General features: G+C 68.0%; 13 protein-coding genes. 5 read left to right on the top strand and 8 right to left on the bottom strand.

What is annotated here, in order from left to right:
* The first annotated feature begins 26 nt into the window (after positions 1–26).
* Together CYFUS_RS43795 and CYFUS_RS43790 are read left to right on the top strand one after the other, a co-directional pair.
* Positions 27–1,187 carry a right-handed parallel beta-helix repeat-containing protein gene (locus tag CYFUS_RS43795; RefSeq protein WP_157758990.1) on the top strand — a complete coding sequence of 387 codons (1,161 nt, stop codon included), beginning with the start codon at positions 27–29 and terminating at the stop codon, positions 1,185–1,187.
* An 88-nt stretch (positions 1,188–1,275) separates the two neighbouring features.
* A complete protein-coding gene (locus CYFUS_RS43790) occupies positions 1,276–2,463 on the top strand; it encodes a lipid II:glycine glycyltransferase FemX (protein WP_157758989.1) in 1,188 nt (395 codons plus the stop codon).
* Here the strand turns inward: CYFUS_RS43790 and CYFUS_RS43785 are convergent.
* The gene (locus CYFUS_RS43785; RefSeq protein ID WP_095990624.1) at positions 2,387–3,043 is read right to left on the bottom strand and encodes an acetyltransferase; all 657 of its coding nucleotides are present in this window, start codon (positions 3,041–3,043) and stop codon (positions 2,387–2,389) included. The two genes, CYFUS_RS43790 and CYFUS_RS43785, sit on opposite strands and share 77 nt — an antisense overlap.
* Before the next feature lie 450 nt (positions 3,044–3,493).
* Here CYFUS_RS43785 and CYFUS_RS43780 point away from each other — a divergent pair, with 450 nt between their 5' ends.
* Positions 3,494–5,326: a polysaccharide biosynthesis protein gene (locus CYFUS_RS43780; protein ID WP_232537147.1), complete on the top strand. Its 1,833-nt coding sequence runs from the start codon at positions 3,494–3,496 to the stop codon at positions 5,324–5,326.
* 41 nt (positions 5,327–5,367) lie between these two features.
* On the opposite strand, the gene CYFUS_RS43775 is transcribed toward CYFUS_RS43780, so the two are convergent.
* The gene (locus CYFUS_RS43775; protein WP_095990622.1) at positions 5,368–6,339 is read right to left on the bottom strand and encodes a GNAT family N-acetyltransferase; all 972 of its coding nucleotides are present in this window, start codon (positions 6,337–6,339) and stop codon (positions 5,368–5,370) included.
* A 230-nt stretch (positions 6,340–6,569) separates the two neighbouring features.
* On the opposite strand from CYFUS_RS43775, the gene CYFUS_RS43770 reads away from it, so the two are divergent.
* Together CYFUS_RS43770 and CYFUS_RS43765 are read left to right on the top strand one after the other, a co-directional pair.
* Positions 6,570–7,787, top strand: a complete 1,218-nt coding sequence (locus CYFUS_RS43770) for a hypothetical protein (protein ID WP_095990621.1) — start codon at positions 6,570–6,572, stop codon at positions 7,785–7,787.
* A gap of 111 nt (positions 7,788–7,898) precedes the next feature.
* Complete coding sequence (locus tag CYFUS_RS43765) at positions 7,899–9,044, top strand: DegT/DnrJ/EryC1/StrS family aminotransferase (RefSeq protein ID WP_095990620.1); 1,146 nt, start codon at positions 7,899–7,901, stop codon at positions 9,042–9,044.
* On the opposite strand, the gene CYFUS_RS43760 is transcribed toward CYFUS_RS43765, so the two are convergent.
* The 6 genes from CYFUS_RS43760 to CYFUS_RS43735 form a co-directional block, all read right to left on the bottom strand.
* Positions 8,971–9,642, bottom strand: coding sequence for a sugar transferase (locus CYFUS_RS43760; protein WP_095990619.1), 672 nt, complete (start codon positions 9,640–9,642; stop codon positions 8,971–8,973). The two genes, CYFUS_RS43765 and CYFUS_RS43760, sit on opposite strands and share 74 nt — an antisense overlap.
* A 118-nt stretch (positions 9,643–9,760) precedes the next feature.
* Entirely contained in the window at positions 9,761–11,080 is a 1,320-nt protein-coding gene (locus tag CYFUS_RS43755; RefSeq protein WP_095990618.1) for a lipopolysaccharide biosynthesis protein, read from the bottom strand.
* Positions 11,077–12,294, bottom strand: coding sequence for a glycosyltransferase family 4 protein (locus CYFUS_RS43750; RefSeq protein ID WP_095990617.1), 1,218 nt, complete (start codon positions 12,292–12,294; stop codon positions 11,077–11,079). Before CYFUS_RS43750 ends, CYFUS_RS43755 begins: the two co-directional genes overlap by 4 nt.
* A 1-nt stretch (position 12,295) precedes the next feature.
* A complete protein-coding gene (locus tag CYFUS_RS43745; RefSeq protein ID WP_095990616.1) occupies positions 12,296–13,552 on the bottom strand; it encodes an O-antigen ligase family protein in 1,257 nt (418 codons plus the stop codon).
* 20 nt (positions 13,553–13,572) lie between these two features.
* Complete coding sequence (locus tag CYFUS_RS43740) at positions 13,573–15,687, bottom strand: polysaccharide biosynthesis tyrosine autokinase (protein ID WP_095990615.1); 2,115 nt, start codon at positions 15,685–15,687, stop codon at positions 13,573–13,575.
* On the bottom strand, positions 15,684–16,805 hold the full coding sequence (locus CYFUS_RS43735) for a polysaccharide export protein (protein ID WP_198316342.1): 1,122 nt from the start codon (positions 16,803–16,805) through the stop codon (positions 15,684–15,686). Before CYFUS_RS43735 ends, CYFUS_RS43740 begins: the two co-directional genes overlap by 4 nt.
* Positions 16,806–17,151: the final 346 nt, after the last annotated feature.

Raw genomic sequence — 17,151 nt, 5'->3', positions numbered from 1 at the left:
GCCTTCTTGGACCGGGGGGCGGCATCATGGGTCAGGCACAAGGTGTTGTCACCGTGGCGATGGGCCTGGTGATGCTGCTCTCGGGATCAACCACCGTGCGGATCGGGGGCGCGGAGGCGAAGCAGGCCGGTGTCCAATGCGGCGACACCATCACCGCGAGCACCCGGCTCACCCGCGATCTCTCGTGCCCGGGCACGGAGGTCCCCGCGCTTCGAGTCGCCGGCGCGGGCGTCATCCTCGATCTCGGCGGCCACACCGTGCGCCGCGTGGGCTCGGGGACGGGAGTGTCCGAGGGCATCAGGGTATCGGTCGACAGCACGGTGAGGAACGGCACGATCCGGGGGTTCGACCAGGGCTATGTCATCGGTGGCGAGGTGCTGCCTTCACCGGAGCGGGTGGGGCTGTCCGGGCTCACGTTCATCGACAACGGGATTGCCGTCTACGACCGTGGAGGCAACACGACGTTGACGGTCACGGACTGCCGGCTGATCAGGAATGGCTCGGGACTGGGCAGTGAGCAGGACGCGAGCAGTGGCGTGTTCGAGGTGCGGTCGTCGTTCTTCCTCGGCAATCGGCTCGCGTTGTCCGCGAACAGCCATTCCGTCGAAGTGGTGGGCTCGACCTTCCTCCAGAACGAGACAGTGATGTGGTGCCCCTATGGCCGCGTCTCCTTCTCGTCGAGTTCGATCGTGCGGAACACGGTCGTGGGTGACCTGCGGCTCGGCCAGTTTGGTTACGGCGTCTGCCAGGAGGCTTCGTTCGTTCGGACGGTGCTCGCGCGCAACGGCTCACTCTCCGCCACCGACGCGCCGGTCTGGGAGCCGTTCAACTTCGTGCTGCGTGACTCATGGGTCATCGAGAATGGAGGGGAGCTCCAGGTCCGGGCCAGGACGGTCGACGTCCAGGGCAGTACCTGGTGGGGAAACGGGAGCGGCCTGACGCTGGCCGATCTGCCGGAGTATGTGCCACCCGCGCTCACCGGCGGGGTGAGTGGCAATCGTTTCCTGCACAACCAAGGGGACGGTCTCCGGGTGTTGGTCCCCAGCACCCTCACGGTGTCCCGCAACGTCGCGATCGACAACACGGGCTGGGGTCTTCATGTGCCGGGCGTGAGCGACGGAGGCGGCAACGTCGCGCGGGGCAATGGCGCGGGCGACTGCGTCGGGGTCGTCTGCTCCGCTCGCTGATGCGCCTGGCTGTTCAGTGGTGGTCCATCCCCTCCGTCTGACAGCCTGCTTGCCGCGTTTCCATTCACGCTGCACAGTCCAGTGGACCATGCACCAGATCATCTCGTTCTCCGAGCCGGAGCGGTGGGAGCGCGCGTACGCGCGAACTTCATGCAAGGACATCTATTACCGCCACGCCTATGCGGAGCTGTGCCATTGCATGGGAGATGGTGAACCCTTTCTCTTCGTCTACGAGGACGATGAGGGCAACACGGTCTGCTATGTCTTCATCCGCAGGCCGCTCCAGGAACTGCCCTTCGCCCGCGGCGCGAGGCTCGAGGGGGAGTGGTATGACATCATCAGCCCCACCTACGGTTATGGGAGCCCGCTCTGCGCGGAGCCCCACGCGCAACTCCTCTGGGAGTTCCGGGCGGAGTTCGAGGCCTGGTGTCGCGGTGCGAACATCGTCAGCGAGTTCGTGCGCTTCCACCCTCTGTCGGGCAACCACCGGCTGTTCGAGGGGACGATGGACGTCGTCTACGATCGGGAGAGCGTCTTCATCGACCTGAGCCGGACGGAGGAGGAACTCTTCGAGTTCTATCACCCCAGCCACCAGCGGAACATCCGCAAGGCGCCGAGGCGTGGGCTGGAGTTTCGTGTGCTCGAAGGGCACGAGGCGCTCCAGCAACTGGAGGTGTTCTATCGCCTCTACCGGGCCACGATGGACAAGGTGGGAGCGCTTCCGTACTACTACTTCTCGGCGGAGTACCTGGAGCGGCTCTTCTCGCGCCTGGGCCGGAGTGCTCTGTTCGGCGCGGTCTTCCTCGACGGACGGATGATCTCCGCCGCCCTGTGCCTGCGCGAGGGAGATGTGCTCACCTACCACCTGGGCGCCTCGGAGACGGCGTCGTTGCACCTCGGGACGAACACCTTCCAATTCCATCACATCGCGCTGTGGGCACGGCGCAACGGGCTGCGTGTCTTCCACCTGGGTGGGGGCCACCGGGGGAGGGACTCCCTCTTTCAGTTCAAGCACCGCTTCAACCCGGAGGGCACGCTGCCGCTCAACCATGGGAAGAAGGTGTACCATCACGAGGTGTACGAGCGATTGGTCGAGAGCTGGAAGCATCACCATGCCCAGCCACTCGCCGAGTCCTATTTCCCGGCCTACCGGACCCCGCTCTCGTTGACGAATGAACGGGTCGACGGCGGGTTCCAACTCAGGTCTCCTCGCGTTGGCGTTGAACGCGCGCGGGAACGCCAGCCACCACCACTCGGGAGGGAATGTCGGAGGTGACCACCGCGCCGGCGCCGACCACCGTTTCCTCTCCGACGGCCTTGCCAGGCAGGACCGAGGCCGCGAGGCCGAGGTGCGTGAGGGCCCCGATCCTCACGTTTCCCCCCAGTGTCGCGTTGGGGGAGAGGTGGGCGAACGCGCCGATCTCGCAGTCGTGCTCGACGATGGCGCCGCTGTTGATGATCGCCCCATTCGCGACGCGTGCGTCCGGGTTGATGACCGCCTGGGCCATGACCACGACGCCCGCTCCGAGCTGGGCGGACGCCGCCACGGTGGCGGTGGGATGGATCAAGGTGACCGGCGTCATTCCCAGCCTTTCGCACAGCTTGTAGATGCGGTACCGCGCGCGGTTCTCTCCAATTCCCAGCGCGACACTCACTTCGGACCGGAACACCTCGAGCCACGCGGGCCCACCGAGGATGGGAAGGCCGAAAACCCTTTTCCCCTCGAGCGCTCTGTCGTCGAGGAAGCCCTCGACGGTCATGCCGCGGGCCAACGCGATGTCGGCGACCACCTTTCCGTGGCCTCCACATCCATAGATGACCAGCCTGGGTTTTGTTTTCGTTTGTGCCACGAGCATTCACCGGAGCGGAAGATAGGGCTTGGATGGGCAATCGGCACCACCCACCTCGTCATTGATACGCATGCCTCACCTCCCGGGATGCCGCGTGAACAGTCTTCGTGGGGCTGCACGTGCGCGGCTCGTGCCCGCGTCCGTGCAGATGTGGCGCGGCGTGGCGCGCCCCGCGACTTGCCCGACAGGACGAGGATCGGGCTCATTGCCTTTCATGTTTTTCCTATCACAGTGCCATGCTCCCGAGGGCAGCTATCAATCGTTCTCATTTCTGTTCATCTTCTGCTGTCAACCTAAGCGGGACGACGGCACGGCGTGCGCGGTGCCCGCATGAGTTCAGAGTGAGGAGAGCTGATGGCTCGTGGAATGAGTGGGGGAGTACTTCTATTGACCGGGCGCCCGATGGCGCAAGCGGAAGGTGGTCAGCGGTGTTTTCCACTCCTCCGTTCATTGTTCGTGTTGCTGACGGACGCGGTCCTCACGGGCAGTGCGCTCTTGTGCGCGATGATGCTGCGCTTCGATGGAGTGTTGCCCAAGCAGGGGTGGACGGCGTTCAAGCAAGGTGTGCCGCTGCTGCTCCTGGTGCGTCTGGCCATGCTGGCGCGGTTCGGGTTGCAGCGCTGGTCATTTCGCAGGTCTGGTCTCAACGAGGCGGTCCGGCTCGTCCTGGCCAACGTGTCCGCCACCCTCGTGTTCGAGGCGCTCCGGCTCTTCTCCTTCTTCGAGGCCCCACCGCGTTCGGTGGTCGCCATCGAGTTCATCCTCGCCACGGCGCTGATGGGGTTCTACCGCTTCGTCCCGCGGACGGTCCGGCTGTGGTACCTCGATCAGAAGCGCTCCCGGGCCCAGGGCACGCAGCGGACGATCGTCGTCGGGGCTGGTAGCGCCGGGGACCTGCTGTTGCACGATCTGCTGCGCACGCCGAGCAGCCCCTGGCATGTCATCGGGCTCGTGGACGACGATCCGGCCAAGCACGGCACCTTCCTCAATGGCAAACAGGTGCTCGGCTCCATCAATGCCTTGCCGGAGCTGGTGGCCAGGCACCGCGTGACCCAGGTGCTCATCGCCATCCCCAGCCTGCCTCCCGAGCGCATCCGCCACATTCTCGGCCTGTGCAAGAACCGGAGCGTTGGCTTCAAGATCATTCCCGCCTCCTTCGCCTACCTCGACCAGAAGATCACCGCCGCGATGCTGCACGAGCTGAGCCCGGAGCACCTGCTGCCCCGGGATGTGGTCTCCTTCGATCAGGAGGAGGTGCACCGGCGCGTCGCGGGCCGTCGCATCCTCGTCACCGGGAGCGCGGGTTCCATTGGCAGTGAGATCGCCCGTCAGGTCGCCGCGCATGGGCCCGCTTCGCTCGTGTTGCTCGACATCAACGAGAACGAGCTCTACTTCCTCGTGCGCCAGCTCCAGGAGCGCTACCCGCTGCTGCCGGTGAGCGCCATCGTGGCGGACATCCGGGACCAGGAGCGGCTGATGCGTATTGGAAGGGATCACGCCCCGGAGTACGTGTTCCACGCGGCCGCGCACAAGCACGTGCCCTTGATGGAGGACTCGCCCGAGGAAGCCATCAAGAACAACGTCTTTGGCACCCTGAACGTCGCGCGCATGGCCGATGTCTGTGGCGTGGAGCGCTTCGTGCTCATCTCCACCGACAAGGCGGTCCATCCCACCTCGGTCATGGGGGCTTCCAAGCGGCTCGCCGAGATGGTCATCCGGGACGTCGCGGCTCGTTCACATACCGCCTTCACCGCCGTGCGCTTTGGCAATGTGCTCGGCTCGGCGGGCAGCGTGGTGCCACTCTTCAAGCAGCAGATCCAGCGGGGTGGGCCGGTCACGGTGACGCACCCGGACTGCACCCGCTACTTCATGGTCATCCCCGAGGCCGTCGGGCTCGTGGTGCAGGCGGGGCTGGCGGGCTATGGAGAGCTGTGCATCCTCGACATGGGCACCCCCGTGCGCATCGCCGAGCTCGCCGCGAACATGATCACCATGTCGGGCCTGGTGCCGGGCAAGGACATCCACATCGTCTACACCGGACTGCGTCCGGGCGAGAAGCTCGAGGAGACGCTCATGAGCGAGGAGGAGGAGCGCACCCACCAGGTCCGCAACCGCATCAAGGTGGCCCAGAGCCCCTTGCCCCCCGCGGACTTCCAGCTCCAGCTCGAGCGGCTGCGGCGGGTGGCGCAGGCGGGTGACTCGTCCGGAGTGATGCTCGCCCTGCGCCACCTCATCCCGACGTACAAGCCGGCGAGGCCCGGGATGGGTGGGCGGTCCGAGCAGCGGTGAGTGCTCGGAGCCGGGCCTGGTTTCCAGGCCCGGCTCCAGGTTCAGCGCCGGGGTGCCCGGTAGGCTGGGAAGTAGTCCGAGGGGAGGCTGCCCTCGGACAGTCGGGCGTACACCGCTGGATCGCAGATGAGTTCGTGGGTGCAGAGCTGGAAGCTCGCGTTGGCGAAGCCGCGCTTGAATGCTTCCAGGCTGTCACCCGGTTGCATTCCTCCCCCCAGGTTGAGCGGCATCCCAAGCTGCCTGCCGAGCTCGAGCAACGTGGTGAAGATGTTCTTCGCGGGCGAGCGCGACAGGTAGGCGTCGGCTGTTCCACCGAGGTAGTAATGCAGCACGCCATCGCTCGAGACGCCGATGGCCGCGGATGCCACGTCGCCGTTCGGTGCGCGGGTCGTCGCGAGCCAGGCGGCGGGTGCGGAGAACAACTCCTCGAAGTAGGTGTCCGGGAAGAAGTACCGGGCGCTCGCCTCATCCCGGACCATGGTCTGCCGGTAGACTTCCTTGAATCCCTCCCGCTCCTCGAGCGAGGCCTCGCGCGCGGGGCCATAGGTGCTCACGAAGCCCTGCCGGAGGTTGCGTTGGATGTGCCGGCGGTGCATCTCCCGGAACTCGACGGGCAGGCGGGGGTCGATGAAGAACACCTGGTTGCGCCCCGTTCCACCCGCGAAGCAATGGGGACCAGTCAGGCGGTCGCGTACGAAGATGCTGACGAGTTCGGTGCCATGCCAGTCCACCGCTTGCTTCGGCACCTCGCTCAGCCCGTCCATCACCCCGCTCGGGTAGCCATACGGGGAGACGGCATCCCGGTAGGGCGTCTGCTCGATGGGTCGCACGATGAGCGGAATCCGCAGTGAGCCTGTTCCGGCTCCTTCGATGACGAGCGTGTGGGTCACGCCCTCCGCGCGCAGGTGCTGCTCCGAGCGGAAGTAGTCCTCCGACACCGCGAGCTTTCCCGCGTCGGGAACCAGGACTGCCTTCAACCGGGTCGTCGTTGTCATGTGCTTCGCCATCGTCATGGCCACCTCCCCCTGTCCCACGCTCTCCTACCAGAGTCGCCTGAGAGCCAGGCCCATGTCGGCTCGCACCATGGAGCGAGCAACCTGTCCGTCACATCCCAAGGCCCATGCCGGAATTCAATTCGTGGACGCACGTTCTTTTCTGCCGTTAACAGAACGCAATTCAGCGTTCACATCACAGGGTAACCCTCCGGTCGAGCGTCGGGTTACCCCCCAAAAGGACGCCATTGATGTCTGGTTTTTGTCGTCGAAGCACCCGTGGCCTCGCCGTGTCCTCGCTGATGTTGCTCTCCGTGCTGTTCGGAGCGGCTTGTGATCCCAATGCCGGGCTGGATGCCTCCGGTGAGGAGTTCGCGCAGGAACTGTCCTCGAACTCGGACGCGCTCGCCGCCCTCCCGACGCCCGCTGGCCTGCGCTCCGTGGCTGACTGGGAGACGCTGTTCCGGAAGAACTGGAACTCGGAGCACACCTCCAGCTTCCTGCCCAAGAGCACCTCGCTCGATAGCTGGCAATTCTACGACCTCGCCTATGGCATCGATGGGAACACCGCGATGTTCCGGGCCACGGGGAAGACGGAATACCTCGACCGCGCCCTGCTCTATGTCAACAACATGGTGAACAACGCCAAGAGCTCCGCGTCCCTGCCGAAGAGCCAGTTCAAGGATGTGTACCTGGGCTGGGCCTCGGCGCGCTCGGACACGCTGGGGCAGGAGGTGCCGCTGTTCGAGAGCTACTGCTGGCGGTACGTGACGCGCCTGCTGCGCGCCATGCGTGAGACGCCCGAGGTCTACGGCAATACCAACTACCGCGCGCAGTACGACAAGCTGCTGGCGTTCTCCGAGAAGAACATCTTCGAGAAGTGGTTCAAGCGCGGGGCGAACAGCTACATCTACCGCAACAGGACGCACATGGCCGCGCACTGGGCCTACATCGCCATGGATCTGTCGCTCATGACGACGGACGCGGCGCGCAAGACCAACTACATGGCTGTCTTCAACAACATCAACCAGAACCTGCCCAACGCCGCGTCGTCCCTGCGCAAGCAGCTGGCTCCCAACCCCGTCAACGCGTCGGCCTACTTCTGGAGCGACCAGTGGGGCTCCCGCGCCCGCCCCGGCCAGGACGTGGCCCATGGCAACGGGGTGATGGCCTTCATCGTCGAGGCGCGCGATGCGAAGATGGAGTGGACGGATCAGGACGTCCGCGCCTTCACCGCGACGCTCAACTCCGTCATCTGGCCCTCGGCCGGCAGGTACACCGAGTACGTCGACGGCTCGGGGAGCGGCACGGGCTGGTTCAACGATGGCCTGATGAAGCTCGGCCGTTATGACACCAACCTCCAGAAGCGGCTCGAGACGCACTCGGTTGGCAACAACACCCAGTTCTTCGGCAACGGCGCGCTCAACGTGCGGTTGCTGTCCGCGTCGGCGCGGTTGTCGGCGCGGTAGACGACAGTCGTCCCTCCCTGTCGCCTGAGTGCGCGGCAGGCAGTGGGCGGGCAGGCTCCAGGGCGTGCCGGGCGAGTGTCCGGCACGCCTCTTTTCTTCCAGGAGCCTCGAATGCCCCCACGCATCCACCTGTCATCCCCCCACCTGGGCTCCCTGGAGCGCGGCTTCGTCGACGATGCGTTCGCGAGCAATTGGATCGCTCCGCTGGGCCCGCACGTCGAGGCGTTCCAGGAGGAGTTCGCCCGGTGCGTCGGAGCACCACACGCGCTCGCGCTGAGTTCCGGCACGGCCGCGCTCCACCTGGCACTGCGTCTCGTCGGTGTCTCTCCGGGAGACGAGGTGCTGGTGAGCACGCTCACCTTCTCGGCCTCGGTGAATCCCATCTGCTACCTGGGCGCGTCTCCCGTCTTCATCGACAGCGAGCGCGCTTCCTGGAACATGGATCCCACCCTGCTGAGCGAGGAGCTCGAGGCGCGCGCCCGGTCCGGCCGGCTGCCCCGCGCGGTCGTCGTGGTCCACCTGTATGGGCAGAGCGCCGATCTCGAGCCCATCCTGGCCGCGTGCGACCGCCATGGCGTGCCCGTGGTGGAAGACGCGGCCGAGGCCCTGGGCAGCACGTACAAGGGGCGGACCCCGGGCACGCTGGGCCGCGTCGGCATCTACTCCTTCAATGGCAACAAGATCATCACCACCTCGGGAGGAGGGATGCTGGTGTCGCCGGACGAGGAGCTCGTTCGCCACGCGCTCAAGCTCGCCACCCAGGCGCGCGACCCCGCGCCGCACTACCAGCACTCCGAGATTGGCTACAACTACCGCCTGAGCAACGTGTTGGCGGCGATTGGCCGCGGACAGCTCCGGGTGCTGGAGGACCGGGTCGCCGCGCGGCGAAGGAACCACGACTTCTACGTGCGGGCGCTCGCCGAGGTGCCCGGAATCACCTTCATGCCCGAGGCGCCCTGGGGACGTCACACGCGCTGGTTGACGACGCTCACCATCGACCCGGCGCGCTTCGGCGCGAACCGGGAGGCGGTGCGGCTCGCGCTCGAGAGGGAGGACATCGAGGCCCGGCCCGTGTGGAAGCCCATGCACCTGCAGCCGGTCTTCGCCGCCTTCGAGCGGAGGGGAGGCCAGGTGGCGGAGGAGCTGTTCCAGAATGGGCTCTGCCTCCCGTCCGGCTCCAACCTCACTCCAGACGATCTGGCTCGGGTGGTGGAGGTGGTGCGGGCCGTACACGCGTCTCGTTGCCGAGGAACTTGAACATCGTCGCGTCCCCCGCGTGGGAGATGCCCTGGCGCTGCACCACGCGGAGGACCGTCAGCGCGAGAATCCTCGTGTCCAGCGCCAGGCTCCAGTGGTCCACGTACCAGACGTCGAGCTGGAAGCGCTCCTCCCAGCCCAGGGCGTTGCGCCCGTTCACCTGCGCCCAGCCGGTGATGCCGGGGAGCACGTCGTGGCGCCGCGCCTGCTCGGCGGAGTAGCGGGGCAGGTACTCGACCAGCAGCGGGCGGGGCCCCACCAGGCTCATGTCGCCGCGCAGCACGTTCCACAACTGTGGCAGCTCGTCCAGGCTCGTCGCGCGCAGGAACTTCCCGACACGCGTGAGGCGCTGCTCGTCGGGCAGTGGTTGGCCGTCCGCGTCCAGCGCATCGAGCATGGTGCGGAACTTCACGAGCTGGAACGTCCTTCCCCCGCGGCCCGGGCGCATCTGCCGGAAGAGGACGGGGCCACCCATCGTGGTCCGGATGGCCAGCGCCGTCATGGCCATCACCGGGGAGAGGCACACCAGCCCCACGGCCGCCGCCAGCCGATCGATGCACCGCTTGAGGAACAGCCCCGCTCCATTCTGTCGCCGCATGTGTTCTCGCTCCGGTTTCCGGCGGGGGGCTTCGTGCTCGACTCCGTCCCCAGGGGAGGGAGCTGAACCCGCGCGCATGCACCCGCTCGAACTCGAGGGTAGAGGCCCCCCTGGTTGCTCACCAATCGCCCCGGAGCCCGGGCCTTGTGTTGGTGCGTGCGCATCCGCCGGCTTCCGCCTCCTGGAGCGCGAGGCGCCTCCAGGCGCGCACGGCGAGCCACGCGCCGCCGCTCAGCTCGACGAGCCAGCCCAACGCCAGGGCCCATGCCGCGCCCACGGTCCCCACGGTGGGCACCCACCAGGCGCTGCCCAGCGCGACCACCAGGACGGAGAGGACGAGCAGTGGCGCCTGTACCTTCAGCTCCCGCGCCGCCGTGAGCCCGAATTGCAGGCTCACACAGACGTACTCCAGCGCGGCGGCGCCCATGAGCCAGACGAACAGCTCGAGGTTGCGCGCGTAGGCGGCCCCATAGAAGAGCGTCAGCACCGGGCGCCCGAGCAACGCCGCGCCGGCGATGGCGCACACGCCCACCAGGGCCGCCCCTCCCGTGAAGCCCGCGAGCGTCCGGCCGTAGCGCGTCGCGTCCCCCGCCGCGTGGTAGCGCCCCAACCGGGGGCTCACCGCCTGCCCGAGCGCATGGACCACCCGGCCTCCCAGGGCCGTGAAGTAGGCGAGCGCGGCGAACATGCCCAGCTCGGCCTGGCCCGCGTGCGCCTCCAGGAGGTAGCGGGGCACGTTGGGGCGCAGCGAGCCCAGCAGGGCGGTGATTCCCAGCGCGTAGGCGAGTCCCAGCAGGCTCTTCAGGTGCGCGCCCTGCTCCCGCCACGGTGTGCGCCACACCCGGCCCCAGGGAGACTCCCCGCCGAACACGCGCCGGTACGCATGGGCGTCGAACAGGACGAGCACGAGCGCCCAGGACAGTCCCAGGGCCGCGGCCGCGGCGGCCGCGCTCCTCGTGAGCACGAGCGCGAGCGCCACGAGCACCACGGAGAGCACGCTCTTGGCGATGATCGAGCGGGCGATGAGGCCCATCCGCTCGGCTTTCTGCAGGGCGCCGTAGAACACCTCGCTGAGAGCCTCGAAGCCCTTGGCCAGCGCGAGCAGCGCGATGACGAGGCCGGAGCGCGCCGGATACCCCGCCAGCCAGCCGATGGCGCAGCACAGCAGCACTCCCCCGAGCACGTTGAGCACCATCAACCCGAGGTAGTGCTCGAAGCCATGGGTGCCCCGGGCATCGGTGGCCTGGAGCGTGCGCAGGTTCATCCGCGCGAGGAGCATCACCGGGGCGGTGAGGGCCAGGCCGAGGGCGAACTCGCCCAGCAGCTCCATGGTGCCGAGCCGGGCACAGGCCACCAGCACGCCCCACTGGGCGAGCGCGTACACGAGCCCGGACGAGAGCGTCCAGGCGAAGTTGCCTCCCAGCGACCGACGTGTCACGCCCTGCCCACCGCGCGTTGGAGCACTTCGGCGAGCCGGTGGGCCGCGGAGTCCGCGGAGAAGCGCTCCCGGCCGAGCCGTCCCGCCCGCGCCCCCGCCTCGGCGAGCCACTGGGAGTCACGCAGCCTGTTGGCCAGCAGCTCGCTCGCGGCGGCGGTGTCCTTGGGGGGCAGGTACAGGCCGAACCGCTCCCGCTCGAGCAGCTCCGCCTGCCAGCCGCCGTAGTTGAGCGCGAGGGGCCGGCTGGCGGCGAGCGCGTCGAAGAACTTGTTGGCGGAGTTGTCCTGCATGCCCGGCACGTCGGTGAAGAGCGAGGTGGCGATGGTGGTCGCGGAGAGCACCGCGGGGATCTCCGCCTTGGGCACGCTGGGCAGGAAGAAGAGGTTGCGGTCGCGCACGCCCAGGCGCTCGGCCAGCCCGTGCAGGGCCTGCTCCTCGCGTCCGTGTCCCATGATGACGAAGCGCACCTCCGGGTCTCGCTTGAGCATGTCCGCGGCGACCCGCACGAGGTACTCCACCCCATTCACCAGGCCGAGGGTGCCCGCGTACAGGACCATGGGCCGAGCCCCGAGCCACGGGTACCTGCTCCGGAACTTCGCGCCCGCCGAGGCAGGGACCTGGAAGCGCTCCGGGTCGCAGAGGTTCGGGATGACGGTGATCTTCTCCGGGGAGACGCCCGCCGCCTCCACTCCGGCCTTCATCCCCGGCGAGAGCGCGACGATGTGCGCCGCTCCCGCGTAGGCGGCCCGCTCGAGCAACTGGGCGGCGAGGATGGCGGGGCGGCTCTTGAGCGCGCCGACCGCGATGGGCAGGGCGGGCCAGAGATCCCTCACCTCGAAGACCATGGGCTTGTTGTTCCAGCGCGAGGCGAGGATGCCCGGCACGGCGATGGTCAGCGGGGTGCTCGTGGCGAAGACCACGTCCCCCGACAGCCGCATCGCCCGCTGCGCGGAGTTGAGGGCGAAGTGGCTGAAGGCGCGCATCCGGTCCCCGTAGTTCATCGAGTTGGAATAGGGCACCGGGAGCCAGTGCACGTGGATGCCGCTCTCGTTCGTCTCGCGCCAGCCCTTCGTGCCCCGGGTGGGCTCGGTGTCCGAGGTCACCAGGTGCACCTCGTGTCCCATGCCGACCAGGCGGCGGGCGAGCTCGTAGGACCGGGTGCCGCCGTGCATGGTGGGCGTGGTGAAGTACTGGTGCAGGTAGATGATCTTCATGTCAGGTGGCTCCGTGGACGGCGGGGTAGGCGATGGGTGAGGAGGGGACGAAGGCGGTCCTCGTGGAGAGGGTGCACGAGGACATGACCATCAGCAGGAAGAGGGCCCTCGTGTCGTAGAGGTCGCCACTGGACTGGCTGCCGAGCAGCACCAGCACCACCGCGCCGACGGTCGCGCCGTCGATGCGGTGGCGGCCCCGGAACGCCGCGCGGAGGAAGGCGAGCAGGGTCCATCCGAGCAAGGCGAGGCCCAGCGCGCCGCCCTCGCAGAACACCTCGAGGAAGAGGTTGTGGGGGTAGACACCCAGCCCCAGCGCGGGGAAGGCGGCGAGCCCCGCTCCCGCCACCGGGTTGTCGAGCCCGAGCTCGTACGCGGCGGCATACAGGGACTCGCGTCCCGACAGGTACACCTTGCTCTCCGTGTCGCTGCCTCCCTCGTAGTTCAGGGTCAGGCGCAGGAAGCGCTCCTCCATGGAGCGGCTGAGCGCCTTGCCCAGGGGGGTGAACGTGATCACCACCAGGACGGCGGCCGTGGCGAGCACCGACAGGAGCGCGAGCCGGCGCAAGGGGATGCGCCCCACCACGAGGAAGGTGAGGACGCCCGCGAGGATGGCGGCCGTGCCTCCCCGGGAGCCGGTGAGCAGCGCGAGCAGCACGCCGGCGGCCGCCATCGGAATCCAGAGCCACGTCTGTCCCCGCCGGTTCCAGAAGTACAGGGCGCCGAGCGCGAACAGCCCCATGAGCCGGGCGAAGATGTTCGGTCCTCCTCCCAGGACCGCCAGCCGCGCGCCACCCCCGCCACCCAGCAACTGGCTCACGCCGGTGAGCGCCAGCAGCCCCGTGGCCAGGACCACCACGGTCCAGAACGCGTCCAGCACCCGCACCGCCGGCTGCCGGAGCGCGGCGAGCCCGAAGCCCACGCTCATCACCCCCACCAGGGTGAGATCGTAGAGCTTTCCCAGGGCGAACTCCGCGTCGGGTGCCCAGAGCGCGCTGGTGCACAGGTAGCCGAGGAACAGCAGCAGCGCCATGGCGAGCCGGGTGTCGGGCCGGCTCTCTCCGGGCCTCGCCGCGCGGTGGGCGCGGTGGAGCAGTCCCAGGGTGGCGAGCACCACGCTTGCCAGGACGATCCACAGCCGCAGCTCCAGGAACGGGTCCGGCTCGGGGTTGGCGTTGGCCAACCGATGGAAACCCCAGCGCCCCGCGAGCACGTAGAGCGCGGCGATGAATCCCAGTCCTGAGCATCGGATCCATGTCATGGGGTGGCGCTCGTTCGTGCTCAGCCGGTGGTCGGGGAGTCGTACTGGTAGATGCCGCTCACGACGCGTCCCGTCGCGGAGCGCGGCACGCCGTTGAAGATGATTCCCCGCACCGGGACTCCGTCCTGCTCGAGCCGGTGGAGGGCCGCGCCGAGCTCCCTCATCGGGTGGACGCCCGCGCGCACCACGGCGAGGTTGATGCCCGCGTGCCGGCCCACGAGCGCCGCGTCGGTCACCGCGAGGATGGGGGGCGTGTCGAGGAGGACGAGGTCGTACCCGGCCGACATCCGCGCCACGAGCGCCGTGAACGCGTCGCTCTGCAGCAGCTCGGCGGGATTGGGCGGGAGGGCGCCCGTGGACAGCCAGGACAGGCTCTGGCCGGGCAGCCGCCGCACCGCCTCTTCCAGGCCGATCGTGCCGCCGAGGACCTCGGAGAGGCCCTGGGCGCACTCGGCCCGGAAGCCGAGGTGGAGCGTGCCCCCGCGCAGGTTGGCGTCCACGAGCAGGACGCGCTTGCCGGAGTCCGCCAGCACCCAGGCGAGGTTGCGGGCGACGAAGGACGTGCCCACTCCGGGACTCGGCCCGGTGAGGGCGATCACGTTGTTGGGCGAGTCCCGCAGCGCGAGCTGGAGGCGGGTGCGCAGGCCACGCAGGCTCTCGGTGACCGGGTGGCGCGGGTGGGTCTGGGCCAGGATGGCGAGCGCCTCGCGGCTGGACGCGAGGGGGAGGGTGGCCTGGATGGGCACCCCGAGCCGTGCCTCGATCACGGCGGGATCCGAGACGCCCCTGCGCAGTGCCTGCCGGGCGAAGGCATGCGCCACGCCGAGCGTCAGCCCGAGCACGAGGCTGAGCGCGAGCACGCCCGGCTTGCTGGGGCGCACCGGCAGGCGGGACACCACGGGCTCATCGAGGATCCGCGCGTTGCCGGCGATGCTCGACTTCAGGACCCGGTACTCCTGGGCTTTGTTGTTGAGCTGGAGGTACAGCTCGGTGGCGACCGTCACGTCCCGCATGAGCTGGGTCGACTTGAGCTCCGCGCTCGGCAGGCTCTTGAGCTGGGCGTTGATGGCGGCCCGATCGGCCTGCAAGCGCTCCAGCTTCTGGCCCGAGGTGATGAGCACCGGGTGCTGCCTGGTGAAGCGCTGCCGCAACTCGGAACGATCGAGCAAGAGCGCCGAGATGGACTTCTCGATGTCGACGCTTCGATCCAGGATCGCCTGGGCCTCCCGTCCGAGATCGACGATTCCACTACCGGCGCGGTGGGTGCTCAGGGCCCCCTCCGCCCGCTCCAACTGCACGCGCAGCCCGGGCAGTTGGGTGTCGAGGAACGCCAGCGTCCTCTCGACCTCCTCGCTCCTGCGCTCGACGTTCTGCCGGACGTAGTGGCGCGCGATGGCGTCGAGGGTCGCGGAGAGCCTCGTGGGATCCTCTCCCTCGAGGACCACGGAGAGCACGCCGGTGTTGGCGCCCTTCTCGCTCAGGCGCAGCGTCCGCTGGAGCTCCTCCACCACCTCGAGGCGCGAGCGCCGGGTCACCTGGAAGCGCGTGCCCGGACGGGCGTCGAGCTCGGAGACGAGGAGCTCCACCTGCCAGCGGGAGTCTGGCGGCGTCGTGGCGGGCTCCTTGGCGCGCCCGTCGAGGAGTGGCTGGGAGTCCGGATCGAGGAGCGTGTAGGCACCGGCCTCGCCCGCCACGAGCGTGAGTGGCAGCTCCTCCAGTTCCGGCGGCACGTTCATCCGCGTCACCTGGAGACGCCCTTCGTCCGAGGTGAACGGGAAGCGTCGCGGACCGGCCTCCACGTCCAGTTGGAGTTCATCGACGACCTTTCCCAGCAGCGTCCGCGAACTGATGATTTCGATCTCCGTGGACACCTCCCCGGAGAGCTCCGCGAGCAGCTCGTCGAGTTCCCCGAGCCGGCTGCCTTTCTTGTCGATCTGGAGGATGACGTCCGCGCGATAGACGGATGGCGCGACGAGCAGGTACAGCGAGCCCGCCACGAGTGTCAGGACGAGCGTCACGAGGATGGACCCGCGGGACTCCAGCAGGATGCCCAGGTGGCCGCGCAGATCGAGTTCGTCTTCAATTGCCCCGGGGTTGGAGCGAGCGGGGTCCTCGCGGCTGGGCGCGCTCGTCATGGCGATGTGAATACGACGGACCTGTTGCCGATATCTACTGCCTGCCAGAGCATCTGAACTGTTGGCTGGATTTGAGTGATGATGCGATTCCAGCGCGTCAAGTTGTGCGCCGAGACGAAGACGACGTCATGTGGTTGAAGTTGGAATTGCGTGGCGAGCAACAGCGCGTCCGGCGACCGGGCATCGAGCTTGTAGATGGTGGGCTGGTCGAAGTTGCCGCGGATGACATAGACCTTCGCCGGGTTGGAGCTGACCGGATCGAAACCCTCCGTGTCGCCAATCGCCTCCGCGAGTGTCATCCGGCCCTTCACCATGACGCGAGACGAAGGCTTGCGGACCTCGCCGAGGACGAAGACCTTGTTGCGGCTCCGGTCGGGGACGTGAAGGATGTCTCCGTCCTGGAGGAGCCAGTTCTGGCTGATGTCCCCCTGTTCGTAGAGCGCCTGGAGATCCAGGGTGGATGTCTTTCCGCCCCGGGTGAGCGTGACGCCGCGCAGGTTGGCCTCGGGGGTGGGCCCTCGCGCCTGGCTGATGGCGTCCTGTACCCGCATGGGCACGTCCGTGATGGGCAGGCTGCTGGGGGCGATCACCTCCCCGGTGACCTGCACCTTCTGCCCCCGGAAGCCCACCACGCGCACATCGAGCTGGGGCTTCTCGATGACGTGGTTCAGTCGTCGCGTCAGCAACTCCCGGATCTCGGGCAGCGTCTTGCCGGCGACCTGGAAGCTCCCCGCGTAGGGGAAGAACATCGTCCCATCGGTCGACACCGGGTGGCCGGTGGCCTCGGCGGAGCGGAACTCGCCCGCCGGGATGGTGAGTTCGGGGTGGTCCCAGACGATGACACTCAGCACGTCATGGGCGGTCACCCGGTAGTTGTAGTTCGCCGCGAACTCCGCCAGCGGATCCTGGAGGGGGGCGGGCCGTGTCTCCAGACGTGTCTTCTGTTGTTCTTCCAACAGGGCCACGTCGATGGGGACGATCTTGAATTCGTCGCCGGTACCCGCGTCGGCCCTCCCGGCGTACCGTTCTCGGAGAGCACCCTCGTCCATATACATGCCTGGGCCCCATGCGCACGCGCTCGTGCACAAGACCCAGACCAACAAGAGGACACGCCCCATCGACCATCTCCGACGGCTCTCCGAGGCCCCCCGACCTCTACGAGCCGATTGAACATGTCCTTCGAGGGGAGGGAGTGTTTGCCTCGAGACCGCCCGATTGTTCCTATCCCAGGGGGCCTCCGTAAACCCATGCGTACCCGTGCTGTCCGGAAGGCAATAGGACGCCGAATCCAGACAACGGAGCACCTGCCCTCCGGGGTGATTGACCCTCCCGGCCCGGGTCCGTCGGGAACCCCCGAGCGCGACGCGGCGGAGCTCATGGGGCCGAGCGGGCAATCCCTTGCAAGCCCCAGGGAGGAATTTTCGTCCGCCGACTCGTGTCATCAGCGGCCGGTCACCGTTCACT

The sequence above is a fragment of the Cystobacter fuscus genome (assembly GCF_002305875.1).
Taxonomy (GTDB): Bacteria; Myxococcota; Myxococcia; order Myxococcales; family Myxococcaceae; genus Cystobacter; species Cystobacter fuscus_A.
Note: the sequence above shows the minus strand (reverse complement) of the source record. Positions and strands in the feature narration are given on the sequence as shown.